Origin of the sequence: Acidithiobacillus sp. M4-SHS-6, from assembly GCF_047421495.1 — a bacterium.
Lineage (GTDB): Bacteria > Pseudomonadota > Gammaproteobacteria > Acidithiobacillales > Acidithiobacillaceae > Acidithiobacillus.
The window spans coordinates 708,048-730,921 of record NZ_CP175559.1; the positions used below are offsets into that span (position 1 = coordinate 708,048).

The following is a 22,874-nucleotide window of genomic DNA, read 5'->3' on the forward strand; positions in this document are numbered from 1 at the left end:
ATCGGTGGTAAAATCGCTGGAAGAGTAGGGCCAGCCTGAACGGCAGTTCAAGACTGGAAGCGGTCATATGAATAGGCTAAAGTATGTTTAACACAAGATAAGTGGCTTCCGGGCATTAAAGAGCAAATAACTACCGTCAGCTACGAATGGAATATTTAGATAACCTAAGGAATCCAAATGGAAACCAAAAAAATGAGTAGCGTATTAACCACAATCAACGAAAAGAAAATATTGTTTTTATAATATTACATTGGATAACCGCACTCAATCGGGAATTGCATTGGCACGACTGGCAAAAAAGTCACCATCTTTGCATTTTGGTAGGCAGCCTGTGGCCGTTTCGATTCAACGCAGTCGTAAGGAGGATGCTTTGAAACCCTTGCTCCCTACTTCTATCTTACAGCTTTGGGGGCAGCCTGAGTTCCTGGATCTCTTGTGCACAGAGTTATTGGCCCAGGATGTACTTTTTGCGCCCTTACAAAGTGCTTTGGAGCATGGCAGTTATGCGCTGCTGGATAATGTGGCACTCATGGCACTCAATCACTATGAAAACGCACAATCACTCTCCATGGATCTGGGCGTGAGTTATACCAGTACCATACCCGGTTGTGCCTGCCAGGGTGATCCGGCACCAGAAAGTGAGTTACCTGAATATACGGTACTCCACCTACATATCATGCGTAAAACGGGCACTTTTACGTTGCAGGTGTTGCCCCAATGAGACCATTCAGCAAATCGTTGGCTGTGCAGATTTTTGTGGGCACCATTCAGCGATTACCCCAATCCGCTCGACCCAGCGGAATTTACAAAACGCGCGTAAATATGCCCGTGTACCTCAACATCAACGGTTTTGAAGGTGATCAGCAAGCAGACCTGCGGGTTCATGGTGGTCCAGATAAAGCTGTACAGTTGTATCCCGTTGCTCATTATGCGGCATTGATAAAGCGCTTCCCGGAACTGCTTGGAAAATTGGCTCCCGGTGCCATTGGTGAAAACATTTCCTGCCCCGATCTGAATGAACAGGAGGTGCATATTGGGGATTTGTGGCAATTAGGCGAAGCGTTACTGCAAATAACCCAACCCCGTAGCCCCTGCTCGAAAATTGATGAAAAGCTGGATTGCAAAGGCGTGGCGGCCTATATCGCCCAATCCTCCAAAACGGGATGGTATTTTCGCGTGCTTGAGCCGGGTATGGTAACAGCGGAAAACAGGCTAGTTTTAGTAGAATCAGGAAATGAACACTATCGTTTGTGTTCGATTCTTTCACTGATGCAACAAAACGAGTCCGCCGCTATCGGCGCGTTACAACGATGCTTGATGGCACCTGGTATTGCCGACAATCTGCGTCTTAAAATTGAACAGAAAATAGTCCATTTGAATAGGGCCAGTACCGGCACACCCTGATCCCGCGATGAGATAAGAGCGTAGTAATCGGCACTGGGTGCCGCAAATCGCGCCGAAGAAACTGCGGCCCCATTTATGGCAAAGTAGAAGTGTGGCACTGCAGAAGGCCGATGAGTCACTAGGCCGATCCCGAAGTCAGACGAACAGTGGCATTTTCTTGACCAAGATCAAGGAATACCCTATTGAATTGCTCTACTATTGGCCTTGAGCGTTTTGCCACAACCCTTTTTTTGCGGAGGACCGTCATGACTACAACCAGCCCACCCCAACCTCATGCCCATCTTCGGGCCGACGCCACCTACCTCTTCGACGCGCGTGGCGTGGCCAAACGCTTTCGTCATGCCGCCATTTTCGGGGCCTTGGATGCCCTGCAAGCAGGGGAAGTCATGAATTTCATGAATGACCACGATCCCTTGCCCCTGCTCGACCAACTACGCAGCCGTTATGGTGATGGCATAGATTGGGTCTACCTGGAACGTGAACCACATAGGATACGGATTCACTTTATAAAAAGGATTCCTGGCGGGTCCGACGTGGGAGCGCAAACACGACCCTGAGGAGGGATTTCACCGTGCAATTATTTACCCCAGCCCCCAGCTTCGACGACCCCATGGGGCTCTTGCTGGCATGTCATGGCCGGATACTGGGCCATTGTGACACCCTGGCATGCCTGCCTGGACATCTTGCTGAGCACGGCGCTGATGATGAAGCGCGCCAGGCGGCTACGCGCATCCTTCGCTATTTCCACACCGCAGCGCCTCAACATCATGCGGATGAGGAAGAAAATCTCTTTCCTTGGTTGACCACCCATCTCGATTTTCCTGAGCCTCTGCACACGACTTTGCGCCACCTCTCGCTCCAGCATCGTAATTTGGAAGCGTTATGGGAAGATTTCGCCAAAGAGTTGGAAGAGGTCGCTGTTGGTCACGGGAATACCCTTTCCCCGGATATCTTTATTTCCACACATCGGGCCCATATCGCCATTGAGAATAATGAAATCTTCCCGGTCGCTGCGCGTTTGCTGTCCCCAGACATTTTGGGCGAGATCGGGAATGCCATGCGGACTCGTCGCGCAGGAGCACAACCATGACCCATGTCGTCACCGAAGCCTGTATCCGCTGTAAATATACGGATTGCGTTGAGCCCTGCCCGGTCGATTGCTTTCACGAAGGTCCCAATTTTCTGGCTATCGATCCGACGGAATGTATCGATTGCACCCTCTGTGTGGATGTCTGCCCGGTAGGAGCCATATATCGTGATGTTAATTTGCCAGAAGGACAAGAGATATTCTTGGACATCAATGCTCGATTGGCAGCCCATTGGCCCGTGATCATCCAGAAAAAGCCGGCGCTACCGGAAGCCGAACACTGGGCGCAGATCGAATCAAAACGTCCCCTTCTCGAGGAGTGATCCATGGGAAACATTTTTCATTTAATACAGATACTGCCTCCTCCGAAGAAAGAGGGACGGTCATATCAAAGCAGTCTTGATTGACCCGGTTTTGGGTCAGATTCGGCCATTAGGCCAAGGAGTTCACAATGAATGACCATAGCACACAACAAGGTTTGGCGGGGCATGGTGCCTTTTTTCAGGACACCAACCTGTCTGCCCAGGAAGCGGAAGCAGCCACGGCCTGGGTGCGCAGTCACGTGGATCGGCGGACGATGGACCTGGGCGAGCGGATGGATGATATCCGTGATCATATGTGGGAGCTGGAAAAAGAAGGGGAAATCGTTGTTCACCGCATCAACCCTGGACATCAGGCGAAAACTGTCAAAACTCTCTACGGCTGGGATAAAAAGATTCCAACCAATAACCTCTGGCACCACAAGAGCTGCGGCCAGTGTGGCAACATCCCCGGCTATCCCACCAGCCTCATGTGGTTCATGAACAAGCTGGGCACCGACTATCTGGACGAGACCGACCAGACCTCCTGCACTGCCTGGAACTACCACGGCTCCGGCATCGGCAACGTGGAGTCCCTGGCCGCCGTCTTCCTGCGCAACTTCCATCAGGCCTACGTCTCCGGCAAGCAGCACGGCTTCGAGAACGGCCACTTCTTCCCCTTGGTGCACTGCGGTACCTCCTTCGGCAACTACAAGGAGATCCGCAAATACCTCATCGAGTCCGCCGAACTGCGGGAAAAGGTCAAAAAGATCCTCGGCAAGCTCGGGCGTCTGGTGGACGGCAAGATCGTCATTCCCGAAGAGGTGGTGCACTACAGCGAATGGCTGCACGTCATGCGCAACCGCATTGCCAGCGAAATGCAGACCATCGACATGAGCAACATCCGGGTGACCGTCCACCCTGCTTGTCACGTCTATAAAATGGTGCCAGAGGACGCCATCTACGATCCAGAAATTCTGGGTGGTAATCGAGTTGCCGTCACCACGTCGGTTGCTATGGCCCTGGGTGCCCAGGTCATCGACTACTCCACCTGGTATGACTGCTGTGGCTTTGGCTTCCGGCACATCATTTCCGAGCGCGAATTCACCCGCAGCTTCACCATGAATCGCAAGATCAAAGTAGTCAAAGAGGAGGCTAAGGCCGATGTGCTCATCACCCACGATACCGGCTGCGTCACCACCATGGACAAGAACCAGTGGATCGGCAAGGCCCATGACATGAACTACTCGGTGCCGGTCATAGCCGATGTGCAGCTGGCCGCCCTGGCCTGCGGCGCCGACCCCTTCAAGATCGTCCAGCTCCAGTGGCATGCTTCACCCTGTGAAGATCTGGTGGAGAAAATGGGCATCAGTTGGGACAAGGCCAAGGCCGACTTCCAGGAATACCTGAAACAGGTCGAGCAGGGGAACATGGAATACCTCTACAACCCCGAACTTGCCACCGACCAACACTTGAATCTGGCAGGTCGTCCTTAAAGGTGGGGGTCATGGATGCAGTTTCATAGGTGATTTTGCCCGACGGTATTGGCCTACCCACCGTCGGGGATTCTGGAAAGATCCTGGTTTCGTCGTACCCGGGAAAGAGAGAGTTCAATGCTATCAACAAACTGTATATCCATTTGCGCGAAAATGACCGGTTTACGCATCGCTCATCCAGCCAATTTCAGCATTCTGGGCAAGAAGTGGGGCATGGAATTATATGAACCCGCAAGAAGAGGGGGCGTGGAGGGTTATGGAGTTTTCGCAATGAGGTCTCCATTCAGCTGATGAGTGCCAGGAATGATACCTTGACGGGAACCAAACCTCGCCGTCGCCACATTCTGTTCCTGATCGTGCTGCTGGGGGTCGTAGTAACAGTCACGCTGCAGATCGTCAGTGGTTTGGCCATGGCGTTTGGCTTCCTTTCGCTCTATCCCTTCCATGTGGCGGACGGTTTCGCTGCCGCCACCTTTCTGGCTGGGGAATGGGTCTGGCTTTTGGGTACGCCTGCTGGTCGCATCGCCATTGCACGGCTTTTCCCCATTACAACTGCCGCAAGGCGACTGGTGATCGAACATTTAACGGATTTAGAGCATGGGAGAATCCCGGAGGGGCTGAGGTTCGGGCTGGGCGCCTTGGTGGAAGGTCTGTTTCTGGCGTTCGCGACAGTTACGGTCGGCGTTGGCTTGCTGTTGGTCACATCCAGCTCTTCAGTCATTATCTTACTAACCCTCCATCGCAGCTTGGCCTTCGGACTCACGGTTCTTTGGTGTCTGCATACTGCATTCACAGTCTTGGAAAGGCTGCCGGGACGCAGAAGTGTCAATCCGTCTAACGAACATTGCGACTCGCGCCATCCCGGAGAATGAAAGAAAATGCAAGTGCGCGGGTACTGACCCGAATGCGCAAAGCCGGGCTGATAGAAATGCAGGGTCGAACCATCCAGGTCCCTGATCTGCAGGCTCTGGAACGTTGGGCTGCCGCCCGTTAATCCAGTTATTCCGAACAGCGCATGCATTGGACGCCGTATCTTTTGATCCACGCTTCCAGTGCCTCGATGGCGGCGCTGCCGGTGCTGACATGGTCGAGCGCATGTGCTGGATCATCTGGCTTCACGCGAGCGATCCAGGCATCATTGTAGGGATCGATATTGATCAGGTGGGGATCTTCCAGCAGTTTTTCATTGCGGTCCATGACTTCACCCGCAAAAGGCACTGGAACACCACCTGCCCATTTGCCGCTCTCCAGGGTGGCCACATGCCGCCCGGCCTCCAGGTGTGTGCCGATTTTTTTGATGCGGGCTTTTTGCAAGCGGCCTGACATGGTCTGGGCGGGATCTGTGATTCCGATCGTCAAGGTGCCATCCTCTTCGGGGCGTACCCACACATAATCCAGATCATAAAAAAGATCCTCCGGCAATTCACACCCGTGATATTCACTCATGATGCTGTCTCCGCCTCAAAGTCGAGAATACGTCTTCCGGCAGCTTCACCATGATCCTCCAGGGCAGTCGCCAGAAATGGGTAAAGTTCATTTTCTTCCTTGGCATCATGTTGTTTGAGAATGGTTTGTACGGTACTCAGAAGATCGTCAAAGGTTTCCGCATCCTGGTCCTGAATGGCTTCCGCCATTTCCTCAAAGAAGATGCGCAAGTCCTGGTGTCCCTTGCGGAGCAGGGCGGTCAGGGATTGGGCTTCATCCCCTTTCTGGCGCTCAAAGGCGGGGAACAAGGTGCTTTCTTCCACGGTCATATGACCATCCACGATGCCATGGCGGAAGGCTTCCAGAAAATGCGCCGCCTCCTGCCATGCGCCATGGCTCACAGCTTCTGCGCTCTGTTCCAGAAGCTGGTCCAGGCGTTCATGGTCGTGTTGCATGATCTGATCTATGGGGTCCATCATCATCTCCATTGTTTGTGAGGTCCTGTGCGACATGAGCGTGACCGGGGTTCGCCCCGTGACAGTGGATGCTGTCATGAGACTCCGAGCATTTTCAAGACTTCTCCCAAGGGCTGTGCGCCTACGGTTTTCAGGGTGCCGTCCACGACGATGGCGGGGACGGTTTTGATGCGCAGATTACTGACGATTTCCCGACCCTTGCGATCCGCGACATCCAGAACTTCCAGTTCCATGGGCACTTTTTCAGAAGCTTCCCTCCACACTTTTTCAGCCTGTGGGCAAACGGGGCACCATTGGGAAACGAGAATTTATACTTTCATCGTGCTTACTCCTGGAAAGCAAAATGAGGGGGCCAAGCCCTGTACGGAGGAGTCCAGCAGACGAGACAGACCTCTCACATTCCTTATCCATGTCGGCTGTCCCTCTCGGAAAACCTGGGCCATCAGCTCTGCGAGACTTCCCCCACGAGGCGTAAGGCACCGCCATTATGATAGGCTACATGGCGGCTTTTGTCGCTTTGGATGGCGTATTGCGGGTCTTCTTGGCTCGCATGGTGGGTATAGCCGTGGACCGGAAAATCCTCCGTCTGCACGGCGATGATCACGCCCGTCACCTAGCCCGCCTCCGAGTTCCAGGTGACATGATCGCCTACGGAAAAGCGTCGTACTGCTGCCTTTTTCATGGGATTAGCTCAGCGCCAAAAGCTCACGTAGAAGCGTACCGGGCCCATAAACTCCAGCCGGTGCGGCAGGTCCGGCGGTATCCAGCCCGGCTGCTCCGGGCTCAAGATCCATGCGCGGGCGCTGCCGTCTTCCAGGCAATACCGCAAGTTTCCTTCCAGGAGCACGATGCGTCCCCAGACCCCGGCTTTGGTGCGGTGACCATGGAGCAGGCCGGCGGGGGCATCGTCGGCAGTGAATTCCGGTGTGCGCTGGTATTCATTCAGAGGCATGGACGGCTCGGGCAGGGGTGATTCTGCCTCGCTTTCCCCAGTGTCCAGATATTGGCGTTTATCCCTCATGTGCCGCCACTGCTCAGCATCGGGCAAGGCGGGCTTTTTTTGGATGATGACAGGCCAGCGGCGTGCCAGGCGTGCATTGAGTTCCGGATATTCCTCCATGCCATTCGGTAAATCCACGTCGCGGAAGATGGCGTCTACCGGGCATTCGGGCACACAGAGGGTGCAGTCGATGCATTCGTCCGGATCGATGGCCAAAAAGTTGGGGCCCTCATGGAAGCAATCCACCGGGCATACCGTGACGCAATCGGTATACTTACAGCGAATACAGGATTCTGTAACCACATGGGTCATTGGACCACCCCTTGGCGCACACCCCAGAAATACTTCAACTCCGCAGATCGGTAGGGTCGCTCCCGCTCTGTTTCCAAAAACCCCTCAAAACCCCTCAAAATCGATCATCATAGTATATATCAAAGATGCGTTAATCAGAACTTCATGCCGAATATTGGTTAGATTTTATACCTATCCCGCAACTCGGTCCCCTTGTAGTAGCCGTTGGGCTTCCAGTACCACGTTATCCATGGTGAATCCCAGGTGGCGGAAATTTTCTAGATAGGATGCACTGGTGCCAAAGCGGCTCAGGCATATGGCGGCGCCCTCTCCCACCCACACCACCCCAGGGATGCCGCAGCCTCTATGACGAGGCGGATTTTGCTATCTCGCGGGAGCGCGTAAGCCAGCACGTTGCAGGAAATGTTTCAATACCGCCGCTTTTATGGAGTAGCCCGCCCACGTGGCAACTACGCTGGACCGGATGAACAACCCAAAGGAGCGCAAAGCTCTCGACTTTGCCCGGCGCTGGGCCTGGCCTGCACCCGCTCGAACCAAGGCCCCAGTCGCGGCAGGCGGGGGTCGAAAGGCTGGCCGACGTCGTTGCCGAAATCGAGCCAGACATAAAGCCAGATGTCGGCAGTGGTGAAGCGGTTTCCAAGCAGGAAAGGGCCGTCGCCCATCATCGCGTCGAGCCAGGCGATGCGATCCTGCGCGATGCGCTTGAGGCCATCTGCCGCTTCCGGTGCGACGGGAATGCGCCCTTGGAAACGCTGCAGCCCTTCGGCATAGTGGTAGGCATTATGGATGAACTCGGTGATGTTGAGTTCGACGCGGCGCCACCACATGCGGGTTTGTGCACGCTGCAGCGGCGTGCTACCGATCAGCGCCGGGACGGGGTGCAGTTCTTCGAGGTATTCGGCGATAGCCACTGCTTCGGCCAGCACAGTACCATCCGCAAGTTCCAGCACCGGAGTCTGCCCCGCCGGGTTGAGAGCCAAAAACGCGGTTTCGCGGTTTTCACCCCTGAATACGTCTACGTGCACACACGGCACACGCAACCCTTTTTCCAAGAGGAACATGCGCAGGCAGCGCGGCACCGGGCTGACCGCATCGAACAAGAGTTTGGGCACTGCGCCATTGGGGGCGGCTGGATCATGCATGGCTCAGACTCCGTCCTGCACGCGGAAGTCGTTGCACACGCCTTCGTGCGAGCGGCTGACGTATTCAAAGCAAACCTTGTTCCAGAAATACTGCTCGGTTTGCGCAAGTAAGGGCAAGGGATCGTGGTCGTTGAAAAACGCCATGGTTTCGCCTGTTCCGAGTGCGCTCAGGGCGTCGAAAATTGCCGCGTCACGGAAGCGCTTGGCGATGCCGCTGGCGTCGAAGATTACACTGATTAACAGCATCTTAGGTCGACACGATCTGACTCGGCATGCATTCCTCCTTCGTATTGCAGTTTCGGGATGCTAATCTTGAAACAAGAAGACTTACCATTGCCCGGGAAGTTCCCGGCGACCGGCGCGACAATGGGTCGCATGGAGGTTGGCATCATTGGCGCCATAAAACGATCCTACCTGTTTCTTCTGGCCGGCAGCATTCTCCTTACTCTGATCATTCCTTTCATTCTAGCTCGGGGCCATGTCTTTGTGCGCTTGCTGTCCTTGCCGCTGCGGATAGCCCTGCTGCTTGCCGGCCTCATGCTGCTCAGTTGGGGCTTCGAGGCACAGCGGTTGCGGATCTTGCTGCGCCTGGTCGGGGAAGTCGTCGGCCTTCCCAAGGCCCTGGGCATGGTGATGGCGGCCGAATTTGCCGGGGCAGCCACTCCCGGAGCAACCGGGATGGCCGCCACCTACGCCCTGTTGCTGAAGCGTCGTGGCATGGACATCGGGAGTGCCGCGGGCCTGGTGGCGGTGATCGTCGTTTTCGATCTGGCCTTTTTCGGGACCTTCTTGCCCCTGGCGGCCCTCTGGATCGCCGTACAACCCCAGGCGGTGCCAGGCGCACAGCGGCTGTTGGCAGTCATTTTCACCGGCGCCGCATTCGCTGCGCTGGCCTTGCTGCTTCTGCACCGCTATCACCATGGGGCGCGCATCCTGGTGGACCGCGTCCTGGGTCACTTGCCGATCTACGCGCGCCGGCGTTACGCCATCGCGCGCTCCACTGTTCAATTTTTGCGCGCCCTACGTGTGCTGCGAAACATGACCTGGCGTTCCCGATGGGACCTGTATGTGCTGTCCGCCGGTTTCTGGCTTCCACGCTACGTGGTGCTGTGGGTGGCCATCTCGCAGGTGACTGAAAGGGTCGGCTTCCCCTATTTGCTGATCGTCCAGGGCATCCTGAATCTGGGTGGCCAGATGATTTTCCTCCCGGGCGGTGCCGGCGGGGTCGGGGCCGCGTATGCGGTCTTACTCAGCCCCTACATGTCGGGCCGTGATATCGGTTTCACGCTGTTGATCTGGAGGACGTTCACCTATTATTGGTATCTCCTTGTCGGGGCGCCCATATTCCTCTATCAGGCCGGTGCGGCGGCCCATGACCTGCTGTCCCGCAGCCATCGGGTACGGAGCCCGGCAAAGCCCCATTCCCCGCACTAAAAATCACAGGATAGCGAGCACGGCATGGTCCACTGTGGAAAAGACCACCACTGAAGATGGCATCGGAAGTGCGAGAAGGTCTTGCCAAGTCGTGAACTTTTCCCAGCCGTCCTTCTACACGATGGATGCGGCATTGCAGGCGCTTTCCCGGCCTCGCGACGATGCTCTGCCGCTGGTGGCAATCCGATAAATTCATAGCGGCCCGTTTCTTCTAACGTACATTGCGACTCGCGCCACCCCGGAGAATGAAAGAAAATGCGAGTGGGTGGTGGCGGGTGGAGATCGCGCAAAATTTTGGTGACTTGATCCCGTATCTAACGTGACCCGCCGGACCGACTCGTACCCCGGATTGCCTCCCCGAGAGCGCACATTAAAAGGACCGTCTGTGGCTTGCTGCAGGCTGGTTGATTCGGTCTCGGCATCCGCTGCCTCCCGACTTACCAGTATAGAGCGAGAGGGAATGTGATGGAACTGCAACCTATTTTTCAACGAGTCATCGGTCTGGATATCCATCAGGCGCAAGTGACGGCTTGCGCTATCGTGGCAGGCCCTGATGGACAGATTCAGGTGGAACGTCGCCAATTCGGTGCTTTCAAGAAGGACCGCCGCGATCTGGCGGAATGGTGTTTGTCCTTTCAGCCGGATGAGAGGGCGCATCCCAGCAACAGGATTTTTTTCTGCAAGGTCATGGTCTTTTCCCAAAAATCAGGGCATTGGGGTGACTGTTCAGATAATCGGTCAATTCCCGCAATGACTGGGCGGTACGTGATAACTCATACAGGGCGCGGGGCAGGGTCGTGGATTCCGGACCATTGGCTGCGGCACCCTGGTTTCGCAAGAGGGCATTGCCGGCCTGTAAGGCCGCATCGGCCTCCTTGCTGGCGCTCTTCAGGGATTTCAGAATGGCGGGCAGATCGGTATCGGCGGTTTTGCTCAGCTGATCCAGATGGGCCAAGGACTGTTGCACATGCTGCAAGGTCTCCCGGGTTTCCGGGGAACTGCTCAAGGCCGACAAATTATGGGTGAGTCGATTCAGATTGCCGGCAATTTGCCGTAGCGGCAGGGCATGAATTTTGTCGAGAATGCCATTCAACTGACGAATCGTGTCCTGAATTTCCGCTGACTGGACCATGGGAATCTCCGGAGGCTGTCCGGGTATTAAATGGGCTGCTTTGGCCCGCGGGACCATGACAAGGTCAATGACCTGGGAACCCAGCAACGGCACTGTAGTGCCCAGTTGTGCCCGGAGTCCCTGAGCAATCAGGTGACGCAGAATACCATTCATTTGCGCAGCGGGATGCGCCATATGAACCGCCCCGAGTATTGTGGAGGCTGATTGAAGTAAGTCATGCCGCTTGGCCGGCCTGACGTTCGAGTTGCTGGTAATATTGTGCCTCAGCTTCTGCCGGAGGGATATAACCCAAGGGCTCCAGAAGTCGGTGATGATTAAACCAATGTACCCATTCCAGGGTGGCCAATTCCAGGGATGCTTTGCTTTTCCAGGGTGCCCGACGATGGATTAATTCGGCCTTGTACAGCCCATTGATGGTTTCTGCCAGGGCATTGTCATAGCTGTCTCCCTTGCTTCCCACAGAGGGTTCGATGCCCGCCTCGGCAAGCCGTTCTGTGTAGCGGATGCTGACATATTGCGATCCCCGGTCGCTGTGGTGAATCAGGGATTGGTCCCGCTGCGGTTGTCGGGCGTGTAGCGCTTGTTCCAAGGCATCCAGCACGAAGTCCGTATGCATGGTAGAGCTGACCTGCCATCCCACAATCCGACGCGCAAACACATCAATCACGAAAGCAACATAGAGCCAGCCCTGCCAGGTGGACACATAGGTGAAATCCGAAACCCAGAGCTGATCAGGACGCTCCGCCCGAAAAATCCGGTGGACCCGGTCTCGTGGACAGGGTACCTGGGTATCTGGAACCGTGGTGCGGATCCGCTTGCCGCGGACTACCCCTTGTATGCCCAGATGCCGCATCAGGCGCTCTACGGTACCACGTGCTACCAGTATCCCCTCGCGATTCATCTGCTTCCAGACCTTATCCGCACCGTAGACCTGCAGGTGTGCCTGCCAGATCCGCTGAATCTCCAGCAAGAGCACCGCGTCCCGCTGCGCCCGGGCACTGCGCAACGTCGGGTTCCGCTGTTGTGCCGCATAACGTCGGTAACCCGATGGGGCAATCTGCAAGACTCGGCAGATCGGCTCGACCCCGAAGCGGTCCCGGTATTGATCGGTGAAACGCTTCAATGCTTCAAACGGCGGTCGAGCTCCGCCTGGGCGAAAAAAGCGCTGGCCAGCTTCAGAATTTCATTCGCGCGCTGTAGTTCCTTGACCTCACGTTCCAGCTCCTTGATACGCTGTGCTTCAGCAGTGCTCATGCCGGGACGTTGACCGGCATCTATTTCTGCCCGCTTCACCCAGGCCAGCAGAGTGGATGGCACACAGCCAATCTTGGGGGCTATAGATTCGACAGCGGCCCACAGGGAAGGATATTCACCGCGATGTTCTTGTACCAGGCGAACAGCGCGCTCACGGACTTCAGACGAAAACTGCTTGGACTTATTCATAGCTCCATTCTCTCAAAGGTTGGAGCCTCCACCAAACCCGGGGCGGTTCAATATCATCCGGGCGCAACATCTACAGCAAGATCAATATTTACAGGGTATTCAGCCACACCGCCGTAGATGCTATACATAATCGCGAGGTATACATAACGCTGCATACCAGTCGTTCGGGTATAACGCCTGCCGGTCAGTGACAGTAGCCAACCCAACAACGATCTATACCCTCGCGTTGGGGTGACGCAGAGCGTCTACCCGGTAGACGATAGGAAAAGTGCTGATGAAAATATATATTGCCGAGAAGCCCAGCTTGGGCAAAGGGATTGCCGAATATCTTCCCGGTGGGAAGAGCAAAGGCAACGGATTCATCCAGTGCGGGACCGACGCCGTCGTGACCTGGTGTTTCGGCCATATATTCGAGCAGGAAGAGCCGGACTTCTACACGCCTGATGATGTTCCCACCACGCCGAAGGGCAAGAAGAAATGGCGCTTTGAGGAACTGCCTATCTTTCCGGAGCAATGGAAGAAGCGAGCGAAGGATGACGCCAAGGCCCAGATCAAGGTGATCAGGGACCTGCTCAAGAAAGCCTCGTCCGTAGTCAATGCCGGCGACCCGGACCGAGAAGGCCAACTGCTGGTGGATGAGGTCCTGGAGGAACTCCGCTGGAAAGGGCCTACGCAACGCATTTGGCTGGCCGCCCTCGATGAGCAATCCGTGCGTAAGGCGCTGGCATCGCTCAAGGATAACCAGGATTACCAGAATCTCCGAAATTCAGCCGAAGCCCGTGCCCGCGCGGACTGGCTCATGGGCATGAATCTCACCCGTGCTTTCACCCTGCGCAACAGTGGCGCGGGTGTCGTCTCTGTGGGCCGGGTGCAGACGCCAACCTTGGCTCTGGTCGTTGCCCGTGACGAGAAGATCGAGCACTTCAAGCCGAAGGATTACTTTGTTCCCCGGATACACACCGGATTCTGGGCCGCCTGGGAGCTGCGGGAGGATTTTGAGGGCGTTGATGCCGAAGGCTACCTCACCGACCGGAAAGCCGCTGACCGGCTGGCAACCCAGGCCAAGGCGGACGGCAAGGCCACTGTAAAAGAGTTCACCAGCGCCGAAAAGCAGCAACAGGCGCCGCTAGGGTTCTCTCTCGCCGAACTGCAAAAGGTCTGCTCGGCCAAGCTCGGCATGTCGGCGCAACAGGTCCTCGACGCGGCCCAGGCGCTGTACGAGGAACACAAGGCGGCGACCTATCCCCGGACCGATTGCCGCTATCTTCCCGAGGAACAGCACGGGGAAGCCGGGCGGGTTCTGGCCGCTCTGGCGAAGCTGGGCTTTGCTGACCTTGTGAACGGGGCCGACAGCGGTAAGAAATCGGCTATCTGGAATACGGGCAAAGTGACGGCGCACCACGCCATCATTCCGACCGGCTCCATGCAGGGCTCCATGAGTCCGGCAGTGGCCAAGGTCTATGAGACCATCGTGCGCTCCTACCTCGCGCAGTTCTATCCCCCCTACGTTTACCGGGCGACCAAGGCCCTACTGGCTTGCGCTGGGGAGGAATGGAAGGCCACAGCCAATGTTCCCGTCTCCGCTGGCTGGAAGGCCGTGTACGGGATGGCCGAAGAGGATGGAGATGAAGCCCCTGCCCAGCCGATCCCGGCGCTCAAAAAGGGACAGGTCCTGGCGGTTCAGGATGCGGACGTCCAGGCAAAACAGACCAAACCGCCTGCGCGATTCACGGACGGCTCCCTCATTGAGGCGATGAGCAACATCCATAAGGTGGTTGAGGATGAGTCCGCCAAGGCCAAGCTCAAGGAGACCTCCGGCCTGGGCACGGAGGCCACCCGGGCCAGCATCATCGAAACGCTGCTCACCCGGGGATTCCTGGAACGCAAGGGCAAGCAGATTCTCTCCACCCAGGCCGGGCGCGCTCTGGTTCACGCACTACCCAAAGACCTGACCGATCCCGTTCTGACAGCCCGCTGGGAGGATGCCTTATCGTCCGTTTCTGAAGGACGCCTGACGCTCCAGCAGTTCGAGGAAGCCCAGCGCAAATTCGTCTCGCGCATGATTGAAGCGGCCAAAGCGGCGACCATCGCGGTCGGGCAAGTACGGTCCGGTGGTGGCAAGTCGTCTACCGGGAAAACGCGAGGCAAGGGGCAAAAGGCTGGCCCCGCTGGCCCCACCTGCCCTGCCTGCAAAAAACCGACCATCACCCTGAAGACGAAGAAGGGGAGTTCCTTCTTCAAATGCGAGGGCTGCCAGTCCTGCTGGTGGCCGGACAAGCAGGATGCCAAGAAGCTCGGGTCCAAGTGGGGCGATAATTAAACCACCCGCAATATACAGGCGGGAATGCACCTGTCTGGGCAGGCGTTGGGCACCTCGCTTTAAAGTGCTATGCTTTTCATTATGTTTCAATCCACGCCTCTGACGAGACGAATTTGGAAGAGGTTACGCTTCTCCCAAGTGAAGAGTACCCCCCTGAAGGGGGAGGTTTCAACCTGGAGATTTCTGATGACGCAAGTAATGGTTGATCCTCATGGCCGCGACGCTGCCCTGACCGCTTTATACTACTTAGGTCAGCGAGAAGATCTGTCGGCGGCCACACTGTTCCGGTTGTTGAGCAATCCTCAACCGGATATGGCTTTGCGCGACCTGGAACCACCTCTGGGTTATTTTGTGCGCCACGCCGATCCAGATCTGGATGGCGCCGGGCTGCGAGACGCCGTGGAACTCAACCTGCGGCAACAGGACTGGCCTGTCGTCCAACGGGGAGGCTATTTGCTGGATTTGCTTTGCTATTTCTCCCCGCAGCATGCGGAATGGCAGCGTTCTTTGTTGCCATGGCTGGATGACGTGACAAATCAATTGCCAGAAGTCCCCTTGTTGCCGTTTTTCCCCAGAGATTCACGGCACAATCCCATGGATGCCCTGGCAGTTCGCTGGCGTCTCTCATCCGGAGTGCTCTATGACCGCCTCAAGCGGTTGTTGCGCCCACCATATGTCTGCTGAGCACCCGCACCTATACACCGAACGGCCCATCTTTCAGGCTGCGCGCGAGCTGATCCGGCAGACCGAGTCCAGTATGAACGGTCATCTGGAAGAGCCGGTACGTCTTATCATGACGGGTGGTGCCGCCATGGCTCTGTATTCCCCGACCCGCAGTTCCGATGACGTGGACGCTATTTTCTCCCACCGGATAGTTTTGCCAGAAGTGCTTGTACCCTACGTGGATGAGCACGGACGGCGCTGCACGCTGACCTGGGATCGTAATTACGCGCCGGTCATCGGCCTGATGCATCCAGATGCGGAAGAGGATGCCATTTTTGTGGCGCAGTCGCCAGATAAACAATTCGACATTCTGGTGCTTTCGCCGGTCGATCTGGCAGTATCCAAGCTGGGGCGATATGCTGACAATGACCAGCGGGATATTCAGGAACTTTATACCGACAGGCTGATCACTCCGCAGGCACTGGAAGCCCGCGCCGCAGCCGCCATGCGCTATTACGTGGGGAATGTGGGACAGGTTCACCACAACGCCATAACTGCCCTACAGAATATGGGATATCAGCCAACCATCCAGCCGCCGCCCTCCAAGTATATCCCTTTGGAACCCACGCGCCCGAAACGCAATGACGCGCAGCGGTTAGCAGAAGGTGGAGGATCTGGTTTCCCAACGCATTGCCTGTCCAAGGGGCAGGCTACTGGCGTACTGATCAGCTTGAGTGAAGACCGTTCTGTGGCCTTCCTGAGCCCCGCACGGGACATGATCGCTGTCTACCGCAGTGATTACAAAGCCATGCTAGAATTGTCCGCATTCAAGGGCAAATTGGTGACTCTGCTGGAACAGGGGCATAAACTGATTGTGCGTGACCGCGATAAAGAGCGGGGCAAAGGGTATGGTTTATGACGCCGAATAATGACTGGATGGTATTGACCACGATCAACGCCCCGCGGCACATCATGGTGACGGGCGATGATCTCGAGGCTTGGCTGCGCGGCACCGCTGAGGCAGATACCATGGGGCTACAAGCGTTCTTTTACGAGTGCGATCTTGGGGCGCAGCTCGGCTTTTTGCGTGGCCGCCATATCACCGTAGAACAGGCGCTCGCAGCACTGGATCAGTACGTCCGGCCCGGGTTTCCGAAGGACTTTCGTTTTCACATTGATGCATGGGCGGACTAATGTTGGCTCCGTTTGGAATAGGGCTGTGACGCGAGTTAGTGGAGTGCATATGGGCATGCTCGATACAGAGGTTTCTGCTGCGATTCAGGCTTTCCTCGTGAAGGCCCGCAGGGCCATGCCCATAGAACGGGCTTTCATTTACGGTAGCAGGGCCAGAGGGGATGCGCGACCCGACAGCGACGTGGATGTCGCTGTCATTCTGCCCGGGATCCGCGGGGACTTGATAGAGACACAAAGGACTCTTTCGAACACTGCGTTCGATGTTCTCTTGGAAACCGGGCAACTTGTCAGCCCGACTCCCATCTGGGAGGAGGACTGGGAGCATCCGGAACACTACACAAATCCCAGATTTATTAAAAATGTGCGGAGGGATGGAATACCTGTATGACGAGCCAGACCAAGAAGTCAGTACGTGAATTGATGGAAAAGGCGAGGCGCGCTGCAAAATCTGCTGATCTCCTGTACAAAGCCGGCGACTTCGATGGCGCTGCTAACCGCTCCTACTATGCTATGCACGATGCTGCAAAGGAAACTCAACGAAGCGGAAAATCTCCGGATGATTGCGGATTATCATGGCAGCCAAACGAGTCAAGTGGTCGCAAAACAACTCGTGGGTACCGCCGATGCTTTTGCCAAAGAAGTGGAAAAACGAGTAACAAAAACACTCGGCATCGGACTCTAATGGCTTCTTGAGACATCTCTCAAGAGGCTTGGCTATACCCTGTAAGCAATCCGCTTGCAGGGGTTTTTCATGGTGGCACGTATTCAGCCAGTATCTGCAACAGGCTTTGGGCAAGGTACAGAAATTCTACGCCAGCACTTCCTGAAATCGTCTACCGGGTAGACGATGGGCCGGTCTCCGCCGTCGGAACCGTCTACCGAAGAGCCTGACCCAATTCAGGTTTGAAAATCTCTCGCCGATCTATACCAGTCTGGGATTGAACCTTTCTCGCTGGAGGACGTGTAGATATCATGGAAATCCTGGCTTGGTTGGTAGTCGCCATCGTCACGGTCTGGAGTGTACGACGAGTGAGCAAACCTGTGCTTTCCGAACTTTGGAGGATTCCACTCATAGTGTGGGCAGACTTTCGCCATCCTCCGCAGGTTGCCTGCATACCTTTGCGGGTGATGACCCGCTGGGATGTTCCATTGTTCTTTGTCGGGAGCGTTCTCTGGTTGATTTGGGTACTCGCTTTCGCTCTGACGCTCTTTTTGCATTTGACGCTTCTGGTCTTTCTGGCATTCGAGATGGGTTTCCTCTTGCTGGCTATTCCACGCGCATATAACGATTCCTCCGTGAGGCGAAGGCTGCTCGGAATGTGCGCGAACGACGGCGAGCGGCTCGCTTGGCTTGCCCTGTTCGAGCGCACTCACCCCGATCTGGCAAAGATGGAGCCGACGTTTTTCTATCCTATTGATGACAATCTTTGGAGATTCGTCGCCGCGATCTTCATCGTGCTCTTCCCGCTATATTCACTGGCATTACAGCTCATGCTGTCGGGGTTGGCTGGTCTGGCCGTACAGGGCCTCGTCCTTTCCTGTGTATTGGTTGTAAGTATCATCCCTCTGGTTCGATGGGCCGGAACTTTGATCGGCGGCAGGTACGCCTGGTGGCTTGAATACCACTTGCTGCGCTCTGAGTCGTCTACCGGGTAGACGATCTCGCAAATTCTCAGCTAATCGGGCCTGTGTTCTGGCGTCTACCGGGTAGACGCTTCGCTCAAAAATCCCTCCTTCCCGGTAAACGCCGCTCCAAAAAATCGTCTACCGGGTAGACGAAAACGCCAAAAAAAGCGTCTACCGAAAGAAAAGGGAACGCAAGATAAAGAAGGGGTGATGTGAGCGTTTTCCCGGAAGACGCTGTCGTCTACCGGGTAGACGCTTGCCCGCCCCGCTGCCCCGCCCCTGATCTATACCCCGCCAACGGGTTAGGCATACATCGTCTACCCGGTAGACGATAGGGGGGTATCTGATGAATCCGATTGTGGTGTTTGACCTGGACGGTGTGCTGCTGGACTTTGCGGCTTCCTGGGCGCAGTGCGCCTCGTGGGAACTGGGCAGGCCCATCCAGAAAGTCTCCGATGCCTACGGACTTCAGGAGCGTTACGCCCTGAGCGCGAGGGAGTGCCATCGGGTGTGGTCCGCCTTCCATCGAGATGCCTGGTGGGAGCGGGTACCGTCCCATGATTCCGCATGGGACACCGTCTGCAACGTGGAGGCCGCCGGGGCCAGCGTCTGGGCCGTCACCAATGTTGATGCCCACTGGGTTCACGCCCGGGCGATCTCGCTGGGGGGACTGATTCCCTCGGGCCGCATCATCTGCCTGGGCGAGGATGCTTCTGCCCATCATCGGGTGGAAATCCTGGAAGCTCTGCATGCCCAGGCTTTCGTGGATGACCAAGTGGCCAACGTTAACGCGGCGGTAGGCATCGTCGCCGCTCCGGTACTGCTGTACCAAGGTTACCAGGGGCAGGAAGAGCCCGCTCATGGCGTGACCGTGATCGATGATCTGCTGGACTTCCCTGTGGTTATCGACTCCATGCTCAGGAGCGGGCGTGCTGTATGACGGCGCATGAGCGTTTCGTCTACCCGGTAGACGATCAACGGCGTATTCTACGGATGTGGGACAGGGACATCGACAGGAGGTTTGAGATGGCCATCGGCATGGGGATGTATCGTAAAGTTGGCAACGCTGATCGAGATTTGCCGGAAGATCACATTTTCCCGATGGAGACGGCGGAGCAGCGGCAGAGGTACATGAACATGCTCGCCGACATGAAAGCCAGGGATTCAAGGACAATTCGGGTTTATCGGCTGGCACCTGGGGAGCCGAAGGTTAAACGGTTTTTGACCCTTGAAGATGCCAATGCAGACTGGGAACGCTGTGCCAGGCGTGCTGCGGACGGGGATGCTTTGCGTGATTGAGAAAGAACCCCGACCAGCAAACGGAGCTGACCTTGTCCGGCTTTTGCAATCCCTTTCCGAGCATCATGTGGACTATGTCCTGATTGGCGGGCAGGCCCTCAATCTGCACGGCTTTATGCGAGGGACGGCGGACATCGACCTGCTCTTGCCCATGAGCGAGATCAATGGCCGAAAGGTTTTGGACGCATTGGCATTTCTTCAGGACAATGCGGCGCGCGACGTGGATCCAGCCTGGTTGACGGAACCGGGTACCGTCCGCGTAGCTGATGAGATCGTTATTGATTTAATGACACTTGCGGCAAACGGTGAAACCTATGACTCACTTCGGGATCATATCGAGAAACGAGAGGCGGATGGCTATTCGTTCTATCTTCTCGATATCGAAGGACTTATTCGGACAAAACAAAGTGTCCGCCCGAAGGATAAGCTGGACCTGGACATCCTGCGCAGAATGAAACTTCAGCGCAGCCATGGGAATGCATTGGAAAAATCTGGGAACCAGGGCAAAGCCCCAAAAAAGAAGAAAGGCCCAGAGATCTAAACCATACTTTTTTGATTCCCATCGTCTACCGGGTAGACGATTAACCCGCCTCCCATCTATACCCGCTCATGCAGAGCAAATACGCAAACATTTCCGTCTACCCGGTAGACGATTCGCGGAGAAAGTCCGCTCCCGCCCCCCAATTCGCCATTCCGGTACTCCTGGGTTCCCTGGTAGGCGTTTTGGCCTGGCCTCACGCCATCTGGCTTGCGCCAGTGGCCTTGTTGCTTCTGCCGGTCTTGAACAAGCGTTACTGGTTGGCGCCATTTGCCCTGATGTTTGGCTACCACCTGGCGACAACCTACGGCCTCATCAAGGGCACGTCGGTTTTCTTCCCGCACTCCGGGCTGTTGCTCGGTATTGGGTTCTGGTCGCTGTCATCACTGGCTTTTGCCCTGCCTTATCTGGCGTACCCGTACATTGCTCTGTATTTCCGTGGCGGCGGCCTTGCAGGTGGCAGCCTTGCAGGCGGCGGTTTTGGCGCGGTCACGGCCACTATCATCACCTCTGCTGTCTCAACGATTCTGCCCCCCCTGGGAATCATCGGCTGGACTTCCCCCTGGCTCGGCGCCGTCGCCGCAGGCCCGACCGGCATCCTGCTGACCATTCTCGGGATCTTCGCTCTGGGCTGCTGGGAGCGGAAGAACCAGGATATCCCGGTGCGTTTACTGATGGCCGGGATCGTCGTCTTCGATCTTTGGCTTCTGGGTTTTGCCTTCCCTTCCCTGGCCGAGCGGGTGCCGGCACTGCCCGCTGGCTGGGTGGGCATCAATACGCATTTGGGCAGACTCTATTCAGGGTTGTCCTATGTCCAGGCGTCCATGGAACTGGCCCCGAAGGTCTTGGCGGATCTGCGTGTTGGCGACAAGGTGGTATTGCTCCCCGAAACCGTGGCAGGGCCATGGCTACCGGGCACCCGGGCTATCTGGCGTCCGGTCACCCGCTGGACGGCGCGCCATCCAGAACAAGTCGTGCTGCTCGGCGCCGCCGTGCCCCTTGCCAATGGCTATCTGGATGCGCTGGTGAAAATCCAGGATGGTCACCAGACGGTCCTGCCGGACCATATCCCGGTGCCTTTCTCCATGTGGCACCCATGGCGTCCCCGGGGCAGTTTCCGGATGGCGCCGTTTTCCAGGAAACCGGAAACCACAGAGATTGACGGCAAAAAGGTCGGTTATCTCATCTGCTATGAGCAACTATTGATGTGGCCTGCACTCGATCTATACCCGCATGGGATACAAGTCCTGCTGGCCCCTGCCAACGATTGGTGGGCACGGGGGACCGATATTCCGGCCATCCAGAGGGCCTCGGCAAAAGCCTGGGGCGCGTTTTTTGGAGTGCCGGTATTGTTCGCGGTCAATCGATAGAGGAGGGGGTTCATGGAAAAATCATCTGATCCATGCGATCCATTGCTGGCCTGGAAGCCCGTTCTGGATTCCCTGGATGACAGGCGCCGTGAGCGGCTCAAGGATCTGCTCAAGACGCACCTGTCCCGTCCCCTCACCGCGCAACAGCGGATTGCCAAATGGGAAAGGGTGCTCTCTGCGGATTATTCGCGGATTCCGGCTGAACAGCACATTGCTACCTTGGAAGCCTCTCTGGAAGAGGCGATTACTGTCCTGAAGGAGCGGGTGCGTGAGCAATCCTCTTCGGCAAGTCATCGCCCGGCTTGACCAGAGGCTCATCGCCTTCTTCGGACGGCCTGGCCCGTGCAAGGTGGCTGAAGCCATGCTATGGGGCGCCACCCATATCGAGAGGCTCTTCTTCTTCCCCTTTCGGTTATTGACAGGTCCCGCGCGTTTTTTTCTGGAGCGCCGCCATGCAAAGACAAAGAAAGTCCGTCGCCATCGCTAAGCGGGTTGCACCCTGCAAAGGGCTGCCGCCTGCAAGGCTGCTCTGGTGGGGCGCATGGGCGATCATCGGTGTCCTGGTGCTGAATGCCGCCGCAGGGGTATGGATGCAACACCGGCATCTGGTCTTCAACGACTCGACCTGCGAGCCCGTCGGTATCTACCAGCTTCTCGGTTCTCCCTACCCGTTGCATGACGGAGAACTGGTGGAAGTCGAGATTCCTGGTCCCGCCCATCACGCCGCCGTCGCGGAGGGCCTGCGGTACCACTGGTTTCCCCCTGGCCAGCCGTGGATCAAAGAAATTGCCGCTGTGCCCGGGCAGACCGTGACATTGGCGAGATCCGGGGTCCGGGTGGACGGGCACCTGCTCCCGAACTCCCGGGTGGATCGCTGGACGCCTGGTCACCATCACCAGATTATCCATTATCCTTTTGGCATCTATCACCTGAAGCGTGGACAGGTATGGCTCTATGCTCCCGGGAACTACGCTTTCGATTCCAGCTATTATGGTCCGGTCTCTGAATCGCACATCCTGCAGCGTGCTGCACCGTGGGCAACGATTGCGGGAAGTCAGTTCTGGCTGCAGAAGGGAGATTAGGGCAGCCAGTTTGCTGCCCACATAGATCAGAACCTTTGGAGAGGATGCGGCACCGCGCTTTGGCAATCTGAAGAGCGCGTTTTGCCGGATGCAAACCAGATATGATCAGCCGGAATCGTCTACCCGGTAGAC

General features: G+C 56.5%; 31 protein-coding genes, 3 pseudogenes and 1 other annotated feature. Of the genes and pseudogenes, 24 read left to right on the forward strand and 10 right to left on the reverse strand.

What is annotated here, in order from left to right:
- Positions 1 to 370 precede the first annotated feature (370 nt).
- The 8 genes from ACJU26_RS03610 to ACJU26_RS03645 all read left to right on the forward strand — a co-directional run bounded on the left by ACJU26_RS03610 (position 371) and on the right by ACJU26_RS03645 (position 5,280).
- Complete coding sequence (locus ACJU26_RS03610; protein WP_414041180.1) at positions 371 to 721, forward strand: hypothetical protein; 351 nt, start codon at positions 371 to 373, stop codon at positions 719 to 721.
- The gene (locus tag ACJU26_RS03615) at positions 718 to 1,404 is read left to right on the forward strand and encodes an MOSC domain-containing protein (RefSeq protein WP_414041181.1); all 687 of its coding nucleotides are present in this window, start codon (positions 718 to 720) and stop codon (positions 1,402 to 1,404) included. Before ACJU26_RS03610 ends, ACJU26_RS03615 begins: the two co-directional genes overlap by 4 nt.
- Before the next feature lie 245 nt (positions 1,405 to 1,649).
- Positions 1,650 to 1,961 (forward strand): DUF2249 domain-containing protein, encoded by a 312-nt coding sequence (locus ACJU26_RS03620; protein ID WP_414041182.1) that lies wholly within the window; start codon positions 1,650 to 1,652, stop codon positions 1,959 to 1,961.
- 14 nt (positions 1,962 to 1,975) lie between these two features.
- Entirely contained in the window at positions 1,976 to 2,494 is a 519-nt protein-coding gene (locus tag ACJU26_RS03625) for a hemerythrin domain-containing protein (RefSeq protein ID WP_414041183.1), read from the forward strand.
- Positions 2,491 to 2,814 (forward strand): ferredoxin FdxA, encoded by a 324-nt coding sequence (gene fdxA / locus ACJU26_RS03630; RefSeq protein ID WP_414041184.1) that lies wholly within the window; start codon positions 2,491 to 2,493, stop codon positions 2,812 to 2,814. The genes ACJU26_RS03625 and fdxA (ACJU26_RS03630) overlap by 4 nt, the downstream gene beginning before the upstream one ends.
- 128 nt (positions 2,815 to 2,942) lie before the next feature.
- Positions 2,943 to 4,286: a heterodisulfide reductase-related iron-sulfur binding cluster gene (locus ACJU26_RS03635; protein ID WP_414041185.1), complete on the forward strand. Its 1,344-nt coding sequence runs from the start codon at positions 2,943 to 2,945 to the stop codon at positions 4,284 to 4,286.
- A gap of 311 nt (positions 4,287 to 4,597) precedes the next feature.
- Positions 4,598 to 5,158, forward strand: a complete 561-nt coding sequence (locus tag ACJU26_RS03640) for a hypothetical protein (RefSeq protein ID WP_414041186.1) — start codon at positions 4,598 to 4,600, stop codon at positions 5,156 to 5,158.
- A complete protein-coding gene (locus ACJU26_RS03645; protein ID WP_414041187.1) occupies positions 5,155 to 5,280 on the forward strand; it encodes a helix-turn-helix domain-containing protein in 126 nt (41 codons plus the stop codon). Before ACJU26_RS03640 ends, ACJU26_RS03645 begins: the two co-directional genes overlap by 4 nt.
- Before the next feature lie 5 nt (positions 5,281 to 5,285).
- Here the strand turns inward: ACJU26_RS03645 and ACJU26_RS03650 are convergent, their stop codons facing one another.
- From ACJU26_RS03650 to ACJU26_RS03685, 8 genes and pseudogenes are all read right to left on the reverse strand, one after another.
- Entirely contained in the window at positions 5,286 to 5,732 is a 447-nt protein-coding gene (locus ACJU26_RS03650; protein ID WP_414041188.1) for a glycine cleavage system protein H, read from the reverse strand.
- Positions 5,729 to 6,199 (reverse strand): hemerythrin domain-containing protein, encoded by a 471-nt coding sequence (locus ACJU26_RS03655; protein WP_414041189.1) that lies wholly within the window; start codon positions 6,197 to 6,199, stop codon positions 5,729 to 5,731. Before ACJU26_RS03655 ends, ACJU26_RS03650 begins: the two co-directional genes overlap by 4 nt.
- Positions 6,200 to 6,261: 62 nt before the next feature.
- The gene (locus tag ACJU26_RS03660; protein WP_414041924.1) at positions 6,262 to 6,495 is read right to left on the reverse strand and encodes a thioredoxin family protein; all 234 of its coding nucleotides are present in this window, start codon (positions 6,493 to 6,495) and stop codon (positions 6,262 to 6,264) included.
- A 134-nt stretch (positions 6,496 to 6,629) separates the two neighbouring features.
- The gene (locus ACJU26_RS03665; protein WP_414041190.1) at positions 6,630 to 6,800 is read right to left on the reverse strand and encodes a DUF2945 domain-containing protein; all 171 of its coding nucleotides are present in this window, start codon (positions 6,798 to 6,800) and stop codon (positions 6,630 to 6,632) included.
- A gap of 78 nt (positions 6,801 to 6,878) precedes the next feature.
- The gene (locus ACJU26_RS03670) at positions 6,879 to 7,208 is read right to left on the reverse strand and encodes a DUF1971 domain-containing protein (protein ID WP_414041925.1); all 330 of its coding nucleotides are present in this window, start codon (positions 7,206 to 7,208) and stop codon (positions 6,879 to 6,881) included.
- A pseudogene (gene fdxA / locus ACJU26_RS03675) lies at positions 7,185 to 7,499 on the reverse strand (ferredoxin FdxA); the annotation flags it as partial. The gene ACJU26_RS03670 and the pseudogene fdxA (ACJU26_RS03675), both read right to left, overlap by 24 nt.
- Positions 7,500 to 7,948: 449 nt before the next feature.
- Positions 7,949 to 8,641, reverse strand: coding sequence for a glutathione S-transferase family protein (locus ACJU26_RS03680; RefSeq protein ID WP_414041191.1), 693 nt, complete (start codon positions 8,639 to 8,641; stop codon positions 7,949 to 7,951).
- A 3-nt stretch (positions 8,642 to 8,644) separates the two neighbouring features.
- Positions 8,645 to 8,887: a DUF2249 domain-containing protein gene (locus ACJU26_RS03685; RefSeq protein WP_414041192.1), complete on the reverse strand. Its 243-nt coding sequence runs from the start codon at positions 8,885 to 8,887 to the stop codon at positions 8,645 to 8,647.
- A gap of 66 nt (positions 8,888 to 8,953) precedes the next feature.
- On the opposite strand from ACJU26_RS03685, the gene ACJU26_RS03690 reads away from it, so the two are divergent.
- Positions 8,954 to 10,075, forward strand: a complete 1,122-nt coding sequence (locus tag ACJU26_RS03690) for a lysylphosphatidylglycerol synthase transmembrane domain-containing protein (protein ID WP_414041193.1) — start codon at positions 8,954 to 8,956, stop codon at positions 10,073 to 10,075.
- Positions 10,076 to 10,540: 465 nt separating this feature from the next.
- Positions 10,541 to 10,721, forward strand: a pseudogene (locus tag ACJU26_RS03695) (IS110 family transposase); the annotation flags it as partial.
- Between the two features lie 39 nt (positions 10,722 to 10,760).
- Here the strand turns inward: ACJU26_RS03695 and ACJU26_RS03700 are convergent.
- Positions 10,761 to 11,381: a hypothetical protein gene (locus tag ACJU26_RS03700; protein WP_414042006.1), complete on the reverse strand. Its 621-nt coding sequence runs from the start codon at positions 11,379 to 11,381 to the stop codon at positions 10,761 to 10,763.
- Positions 11,382 to 11,421: 40 nt separating this feature from the next.
- Positions 11,422 to 12,650, reverse strand: a protein-coding gene (locus ACJU26_RS03705) for an IS3 family transposase (RefSeq protein WP_414041194.1) whose coding sequence is annotated in 2 segments (ribosomal slippage) — positions 11,422 to 12,371 and positions 12,371 to 12,650 — 1,230 coding nt in all. Because the reading frame shifts where the segments join, the coding sequence is not laid out codon by codon here.
- Positions 12,256 to 12,372, reverse strand: a sequence feature (AL1L pseudoknot). Its footprint overlaps the gene before it by 117 nt.
- 274 nt (positions 12,651 to 12,924) lie before the next feature.
- Here ACJU26_RS03705 and ACJU26_RS03710 point away from each other — a divergent pair.
- The 14 genes and pseudogenes from ACJU26_RS03710 (at position 12,925) to ACJU26_RS03775 (ending at position 22,742) form a co-directional block, all read left to right on the forward strand.
- Positions 12,925 to 14,970 (forward strand): DNA topoisomerase 3, encoded by a 2,046-nt coding sequence (locus tag ACJU26_RS03710; protein ID WP_414041195.1) that lies wholly within the window; start codon positions 12,925 to 12,927, stop codon positions 14,968 to 14,970.
- A gap of 186 nt (positions 14,971 to 15,156) precedes the next feature.
- Complete coding sequence (locus tag ACJU26_RS03715) at positions 15,157 to 15,654, forward strand: hypothetical protein (RefSeq protein WP_414041196.1); 498 nt, start codon at positions 15,157 to 15,159, stop codon at positions 15,652 to 15,654.
- Positions 15,655 to 15,727: 73 nt separating this feature from the next.
- A complete protein-coding gene (locus ACJU26_RS03720) occupies positions 15,728 to 16,552 on the forward strand; it encodes a DUF6036 family nucleotidyltransferase (RefSeq protein ID WP_414041197.1) in 825 nt (274 codons plus the stop codon).
- A complete protein-coding gene (locus ACJU26_RS03725; protein WP_414041198.1) occupies positions 16,549 to 16,827 on the forward strand; it encodes a hypothetical protein in 279 nt (92 codons plus the stop codon). Before ACJU26_RS03720 ends, ACJU26_RS03725 begins: the two co-directional genes overlap by 4 nt.
- 49 nt (positions 16,828 to 16,876) lie before the next feature.
- Positions 16,877 to 17,215 (forward strand): nucleotidyltransferase family protein, encoded by a 339-nt coding sequence (locus ACJU26_RS03730; RefSeq protein WP_414041199.1) that lies wholly within the window; start codon positions 16,877 to 16,879, stop codon positions 17,213 to 17,215.
- Between the two features lie 32 nt (positions 17,216 to 17,247).
- Positions 17,248 to 17,298, forward strand: a pseudogene (locus ACJU26_RS03735) (hypothetical protein); the annotation flags it as partial.
- Positions 17,299 to 17,308: 10 nt separating this feature from the next.
- Positions 17,309 to 17,509, forward strand: coding sequence for a hypothetical protein (locus tag ACJU26_RS03740; protein WP_414042007.1), 201 nt, complete (start codon positions 17,309 to 17,311; stop codon positions 17,507 to 17,509).
- A gap of 290 nt (positions 17,510 to 17,799) precedes the next feature.
- The gene (locus tag ACJU26_RS03745; RefSeq protein WP_414041200.1) at positions 17,800 to 18,483 is read left to right on the forward strand and encodes a hypothetical protein; all 684 of its coding nucleotides are present in this window, start codon (positions 17,800 to 17,802) and stop codon (positions 18,481 to 18,483) included.
- Between the two features lie 316 nt (positions 18,484 to 18,799).
- Entirely contained in the window at positions 18,800 to 19,393 is a 594-nt protein-coding gene (locus ACJU26_RS03750; protein WP_414041201.1) for a hypothetical protein, read from the forward strand.
- An 86-nt stretch (positions 19,394 to 19,479) separates the two neighbouring features.
- Entirely contained in the window at positions 19,480 to 19,752 is a 273-nt protein-coding gene (locus ACJU26_RS03755; protein ID WP_414041202.1) for a hypothetical protein, read from the forward strand.
- A complete protein-coding gene (locus ACJU26_RS03760) occupies positions 19,745 to 20,293 on the forward strand; it encodes a nucleotidyltransferase (protein WP_414041203.1) in 549 nt (182 codons plus the stop codon). Before ACJU26_RS03755 ends, ACJU26_RS03760 begins: the two co-directional genes overlap by 8 nt.
- Before the next feature lie 68 nt (positions 20,294 to 20,361).
- Positions 20,362 to 21,660: a conjugal transfer protein TraB gene (locus tag ACJU26_RS03765; protein ID WP_414041204.1), complete on the forward strand. Its 1,299-nt coding sequence runs from the start codon at positions 20,362 to 20,364 to the stop codon at positions 21,658 to 21,660.
- Positions 21,661 to 21,672: 12 nt separating this feature from the next.
- Complete coding sequence (locus ACJU26_RS03770; RefSeq protein ID WP_414041205.1) at positions 21,673 to 21,966, forward strand: hypothetical protein; 294 nt, start codon at positions 21,673 to 21,675, stop codon at positions 21,964 to 21,966.
- A 146-nt stretch (positions 21,967 to 22,112) separates the two neighbouring features.
- Positions 22,113 to 22,742, forward strand: a complete 630-nt coding sequence (locus ACJU26_RS03775; RefSeq protein ID WP_414041206.1) for a S26 family signal peptidase — start codon at positions 22,113 to 22,115, stop codon at positions 22,740 to 22,742.
- Positions 22,743 to 22,874: the final 132 nt, after the last annotated feature.

Bases quoted from the DNA above. Each gene is read 5' to 3' on its own strand.
- ACJU26_RS03615 (WP_414041181.1), top strand. From the start codon at position 718: ATGAGACCATTCAGCAAATCGTTGGCTGTGCAGATTTTTGTGGGCACC.
- ACJU26_RS03620 (WP_414041182.1), top strand. From the start codon at position 1,650: ATGACTACAACCAGCCCACCCCAACCTCATGCCCATCTTCGGGCCGAC.
- fdxA (WP_414041184.1), top strand. From the start codon at position 2,491: ATGACCCATGTCGTCACCGAAGCCTGTATCCGCTGTAAATATACGGAT.
- ACJU26_RS03635 (WP_414041185.1), top strand. From the start codon at position 2,943: ATGAATGACCATAGCACACAACAAGGTTTGGCGGGGCATGGTGCCTTT.
- ACJU26_RS03645 (WP_414041187.1), top strand. From the start codon at position 5,155: ATGAAAGAAAATGCAAGTGCGCGGGTACTGACCCGAATGCGCAAAGCC.
- ACJU26_RS03650 (WP_414041188.1), bottom strand. From the start codon at position 5,732: ATGAGTGAATATCACGGGTGTGAATTGCCGGAGGATCTTTTTTATGAT.
- ACJU26_RS03655 (WP_414041189.1), bottom strand. From the start codon at position 6,199: ATGGAGATGATGATGGACCCCATAGATCAGATCATGCAACACGACCAT.
- ACJU26_RS03670 (WP_414041925.1), bottom strand. From the start codon at position 7,208: ATGAGGGATAAACGCCAATATCTGGACACTGGGGAAAGCGAGGCAGAA.
- ACJU26_RS03680 (WP_414041191.1), bottom strand. From the start codon at position 8,641: ATGCATGATCCAGCCGCCCCCAATGGCGCAGTGCCCAAACTCTTGTTC.
- ACJU26_RS03685 (WP_414041192.1), bottom strand. From the start codon at position 8,887: ATGCTGTTAATCAGTGTAATCTTCGACGCCAGCGGCATCGCCAAGCGC.
- ACJU26_RS03700 (WP_414042006.1), bottom strand. From the start codon at position 11,381: ATGGCGCATCCCGCTGCGCAAATGAATGGTATTCTGCGTCACCTGATT.
- ACJU26_RS03710 (WP_414041195.1), top strand. From the start codon at position 12,925: ATGAAAATATATATTGCCGAGAAGCCCAGCTTGGGCAAAGGGATTGCC.
- ACJU26_RS03715 (WP_414041196.1), top strand. From the start codon at position 15,157: ATGACGCAAGTAATGGTTGATCCTCATGGCCGCGACGCTGCCCTGACC.
- ACJU26_RS03720 (WP_414041197.1), top strand. From the start codon at position 15,728: ATGAACGGTCATCTGGAAGAGCCGGTACGTCTTATCATGACGGGTGGT.
- ACJU26_RS03725 (WP_414041198.1), top strand. From the start codon at position 16,549: ATGACGCCGAATAATGACTGGATGGTATTGACCACGATCAACGCCCCG.
- ACJU26_RS03730 (WP_414041199.1), top strand. From the start codon at position 16,877: ATGGGCATGCTCGATACAGAGGTTTCTGCTGCGATTCAGGCTTTCCTC.
- ACJU26_RS03740 (WP_414042007.1), top strand. From the start codon at position 17,309: ATGGCGCTGCTAACCGCTCCTACTATGCTATGCACGATGCTGCAAAGG.
- ACJU26_RS03745 (WP_414041200.1), top strand. From the start codon at position 17,800: ATGGAAATCCTGGCTTGGTTGGTAGTCGCCATCGTCACGGTCTGGAGT.
- ACJU26_RS03750 (WP_414041201.1), top strand. From the start codon at position 18,800: ATGAATCCGATTGTGGTGTTTGACCTGGACGGTGTGCTGCTGGACTTT.
- ACJU26_RS03755 (WP_414041202.1), top strand. From the start codon at position 19,480: ATGGCCATCGGCATGGGGATGTATCGTAAAGTTGGCAACGCTGATCGA.
- ACJU26_RS03765 (WP_414041204.1), top strand. From the start codon at position 20,362: ATGCAGAGCAAATACGCAAACATTTCCGTCTACCCGGTAGACGATTCG.
- ACJU26_RS03770 (WP_414041205.1), top strand. From the start codon at position 21,673: ATGGAAAAATCATCTGATCCATGCGATCCATTGCTGGCCTGGAAGCCC.
- ACJU26_RS03775 (WP_414041206.1), top strand. From the start codon at position 22,113: ATGCAAAGACAAAGAAAGTCCGTCGCCATCGCTAAGCGGGTTGCACCC.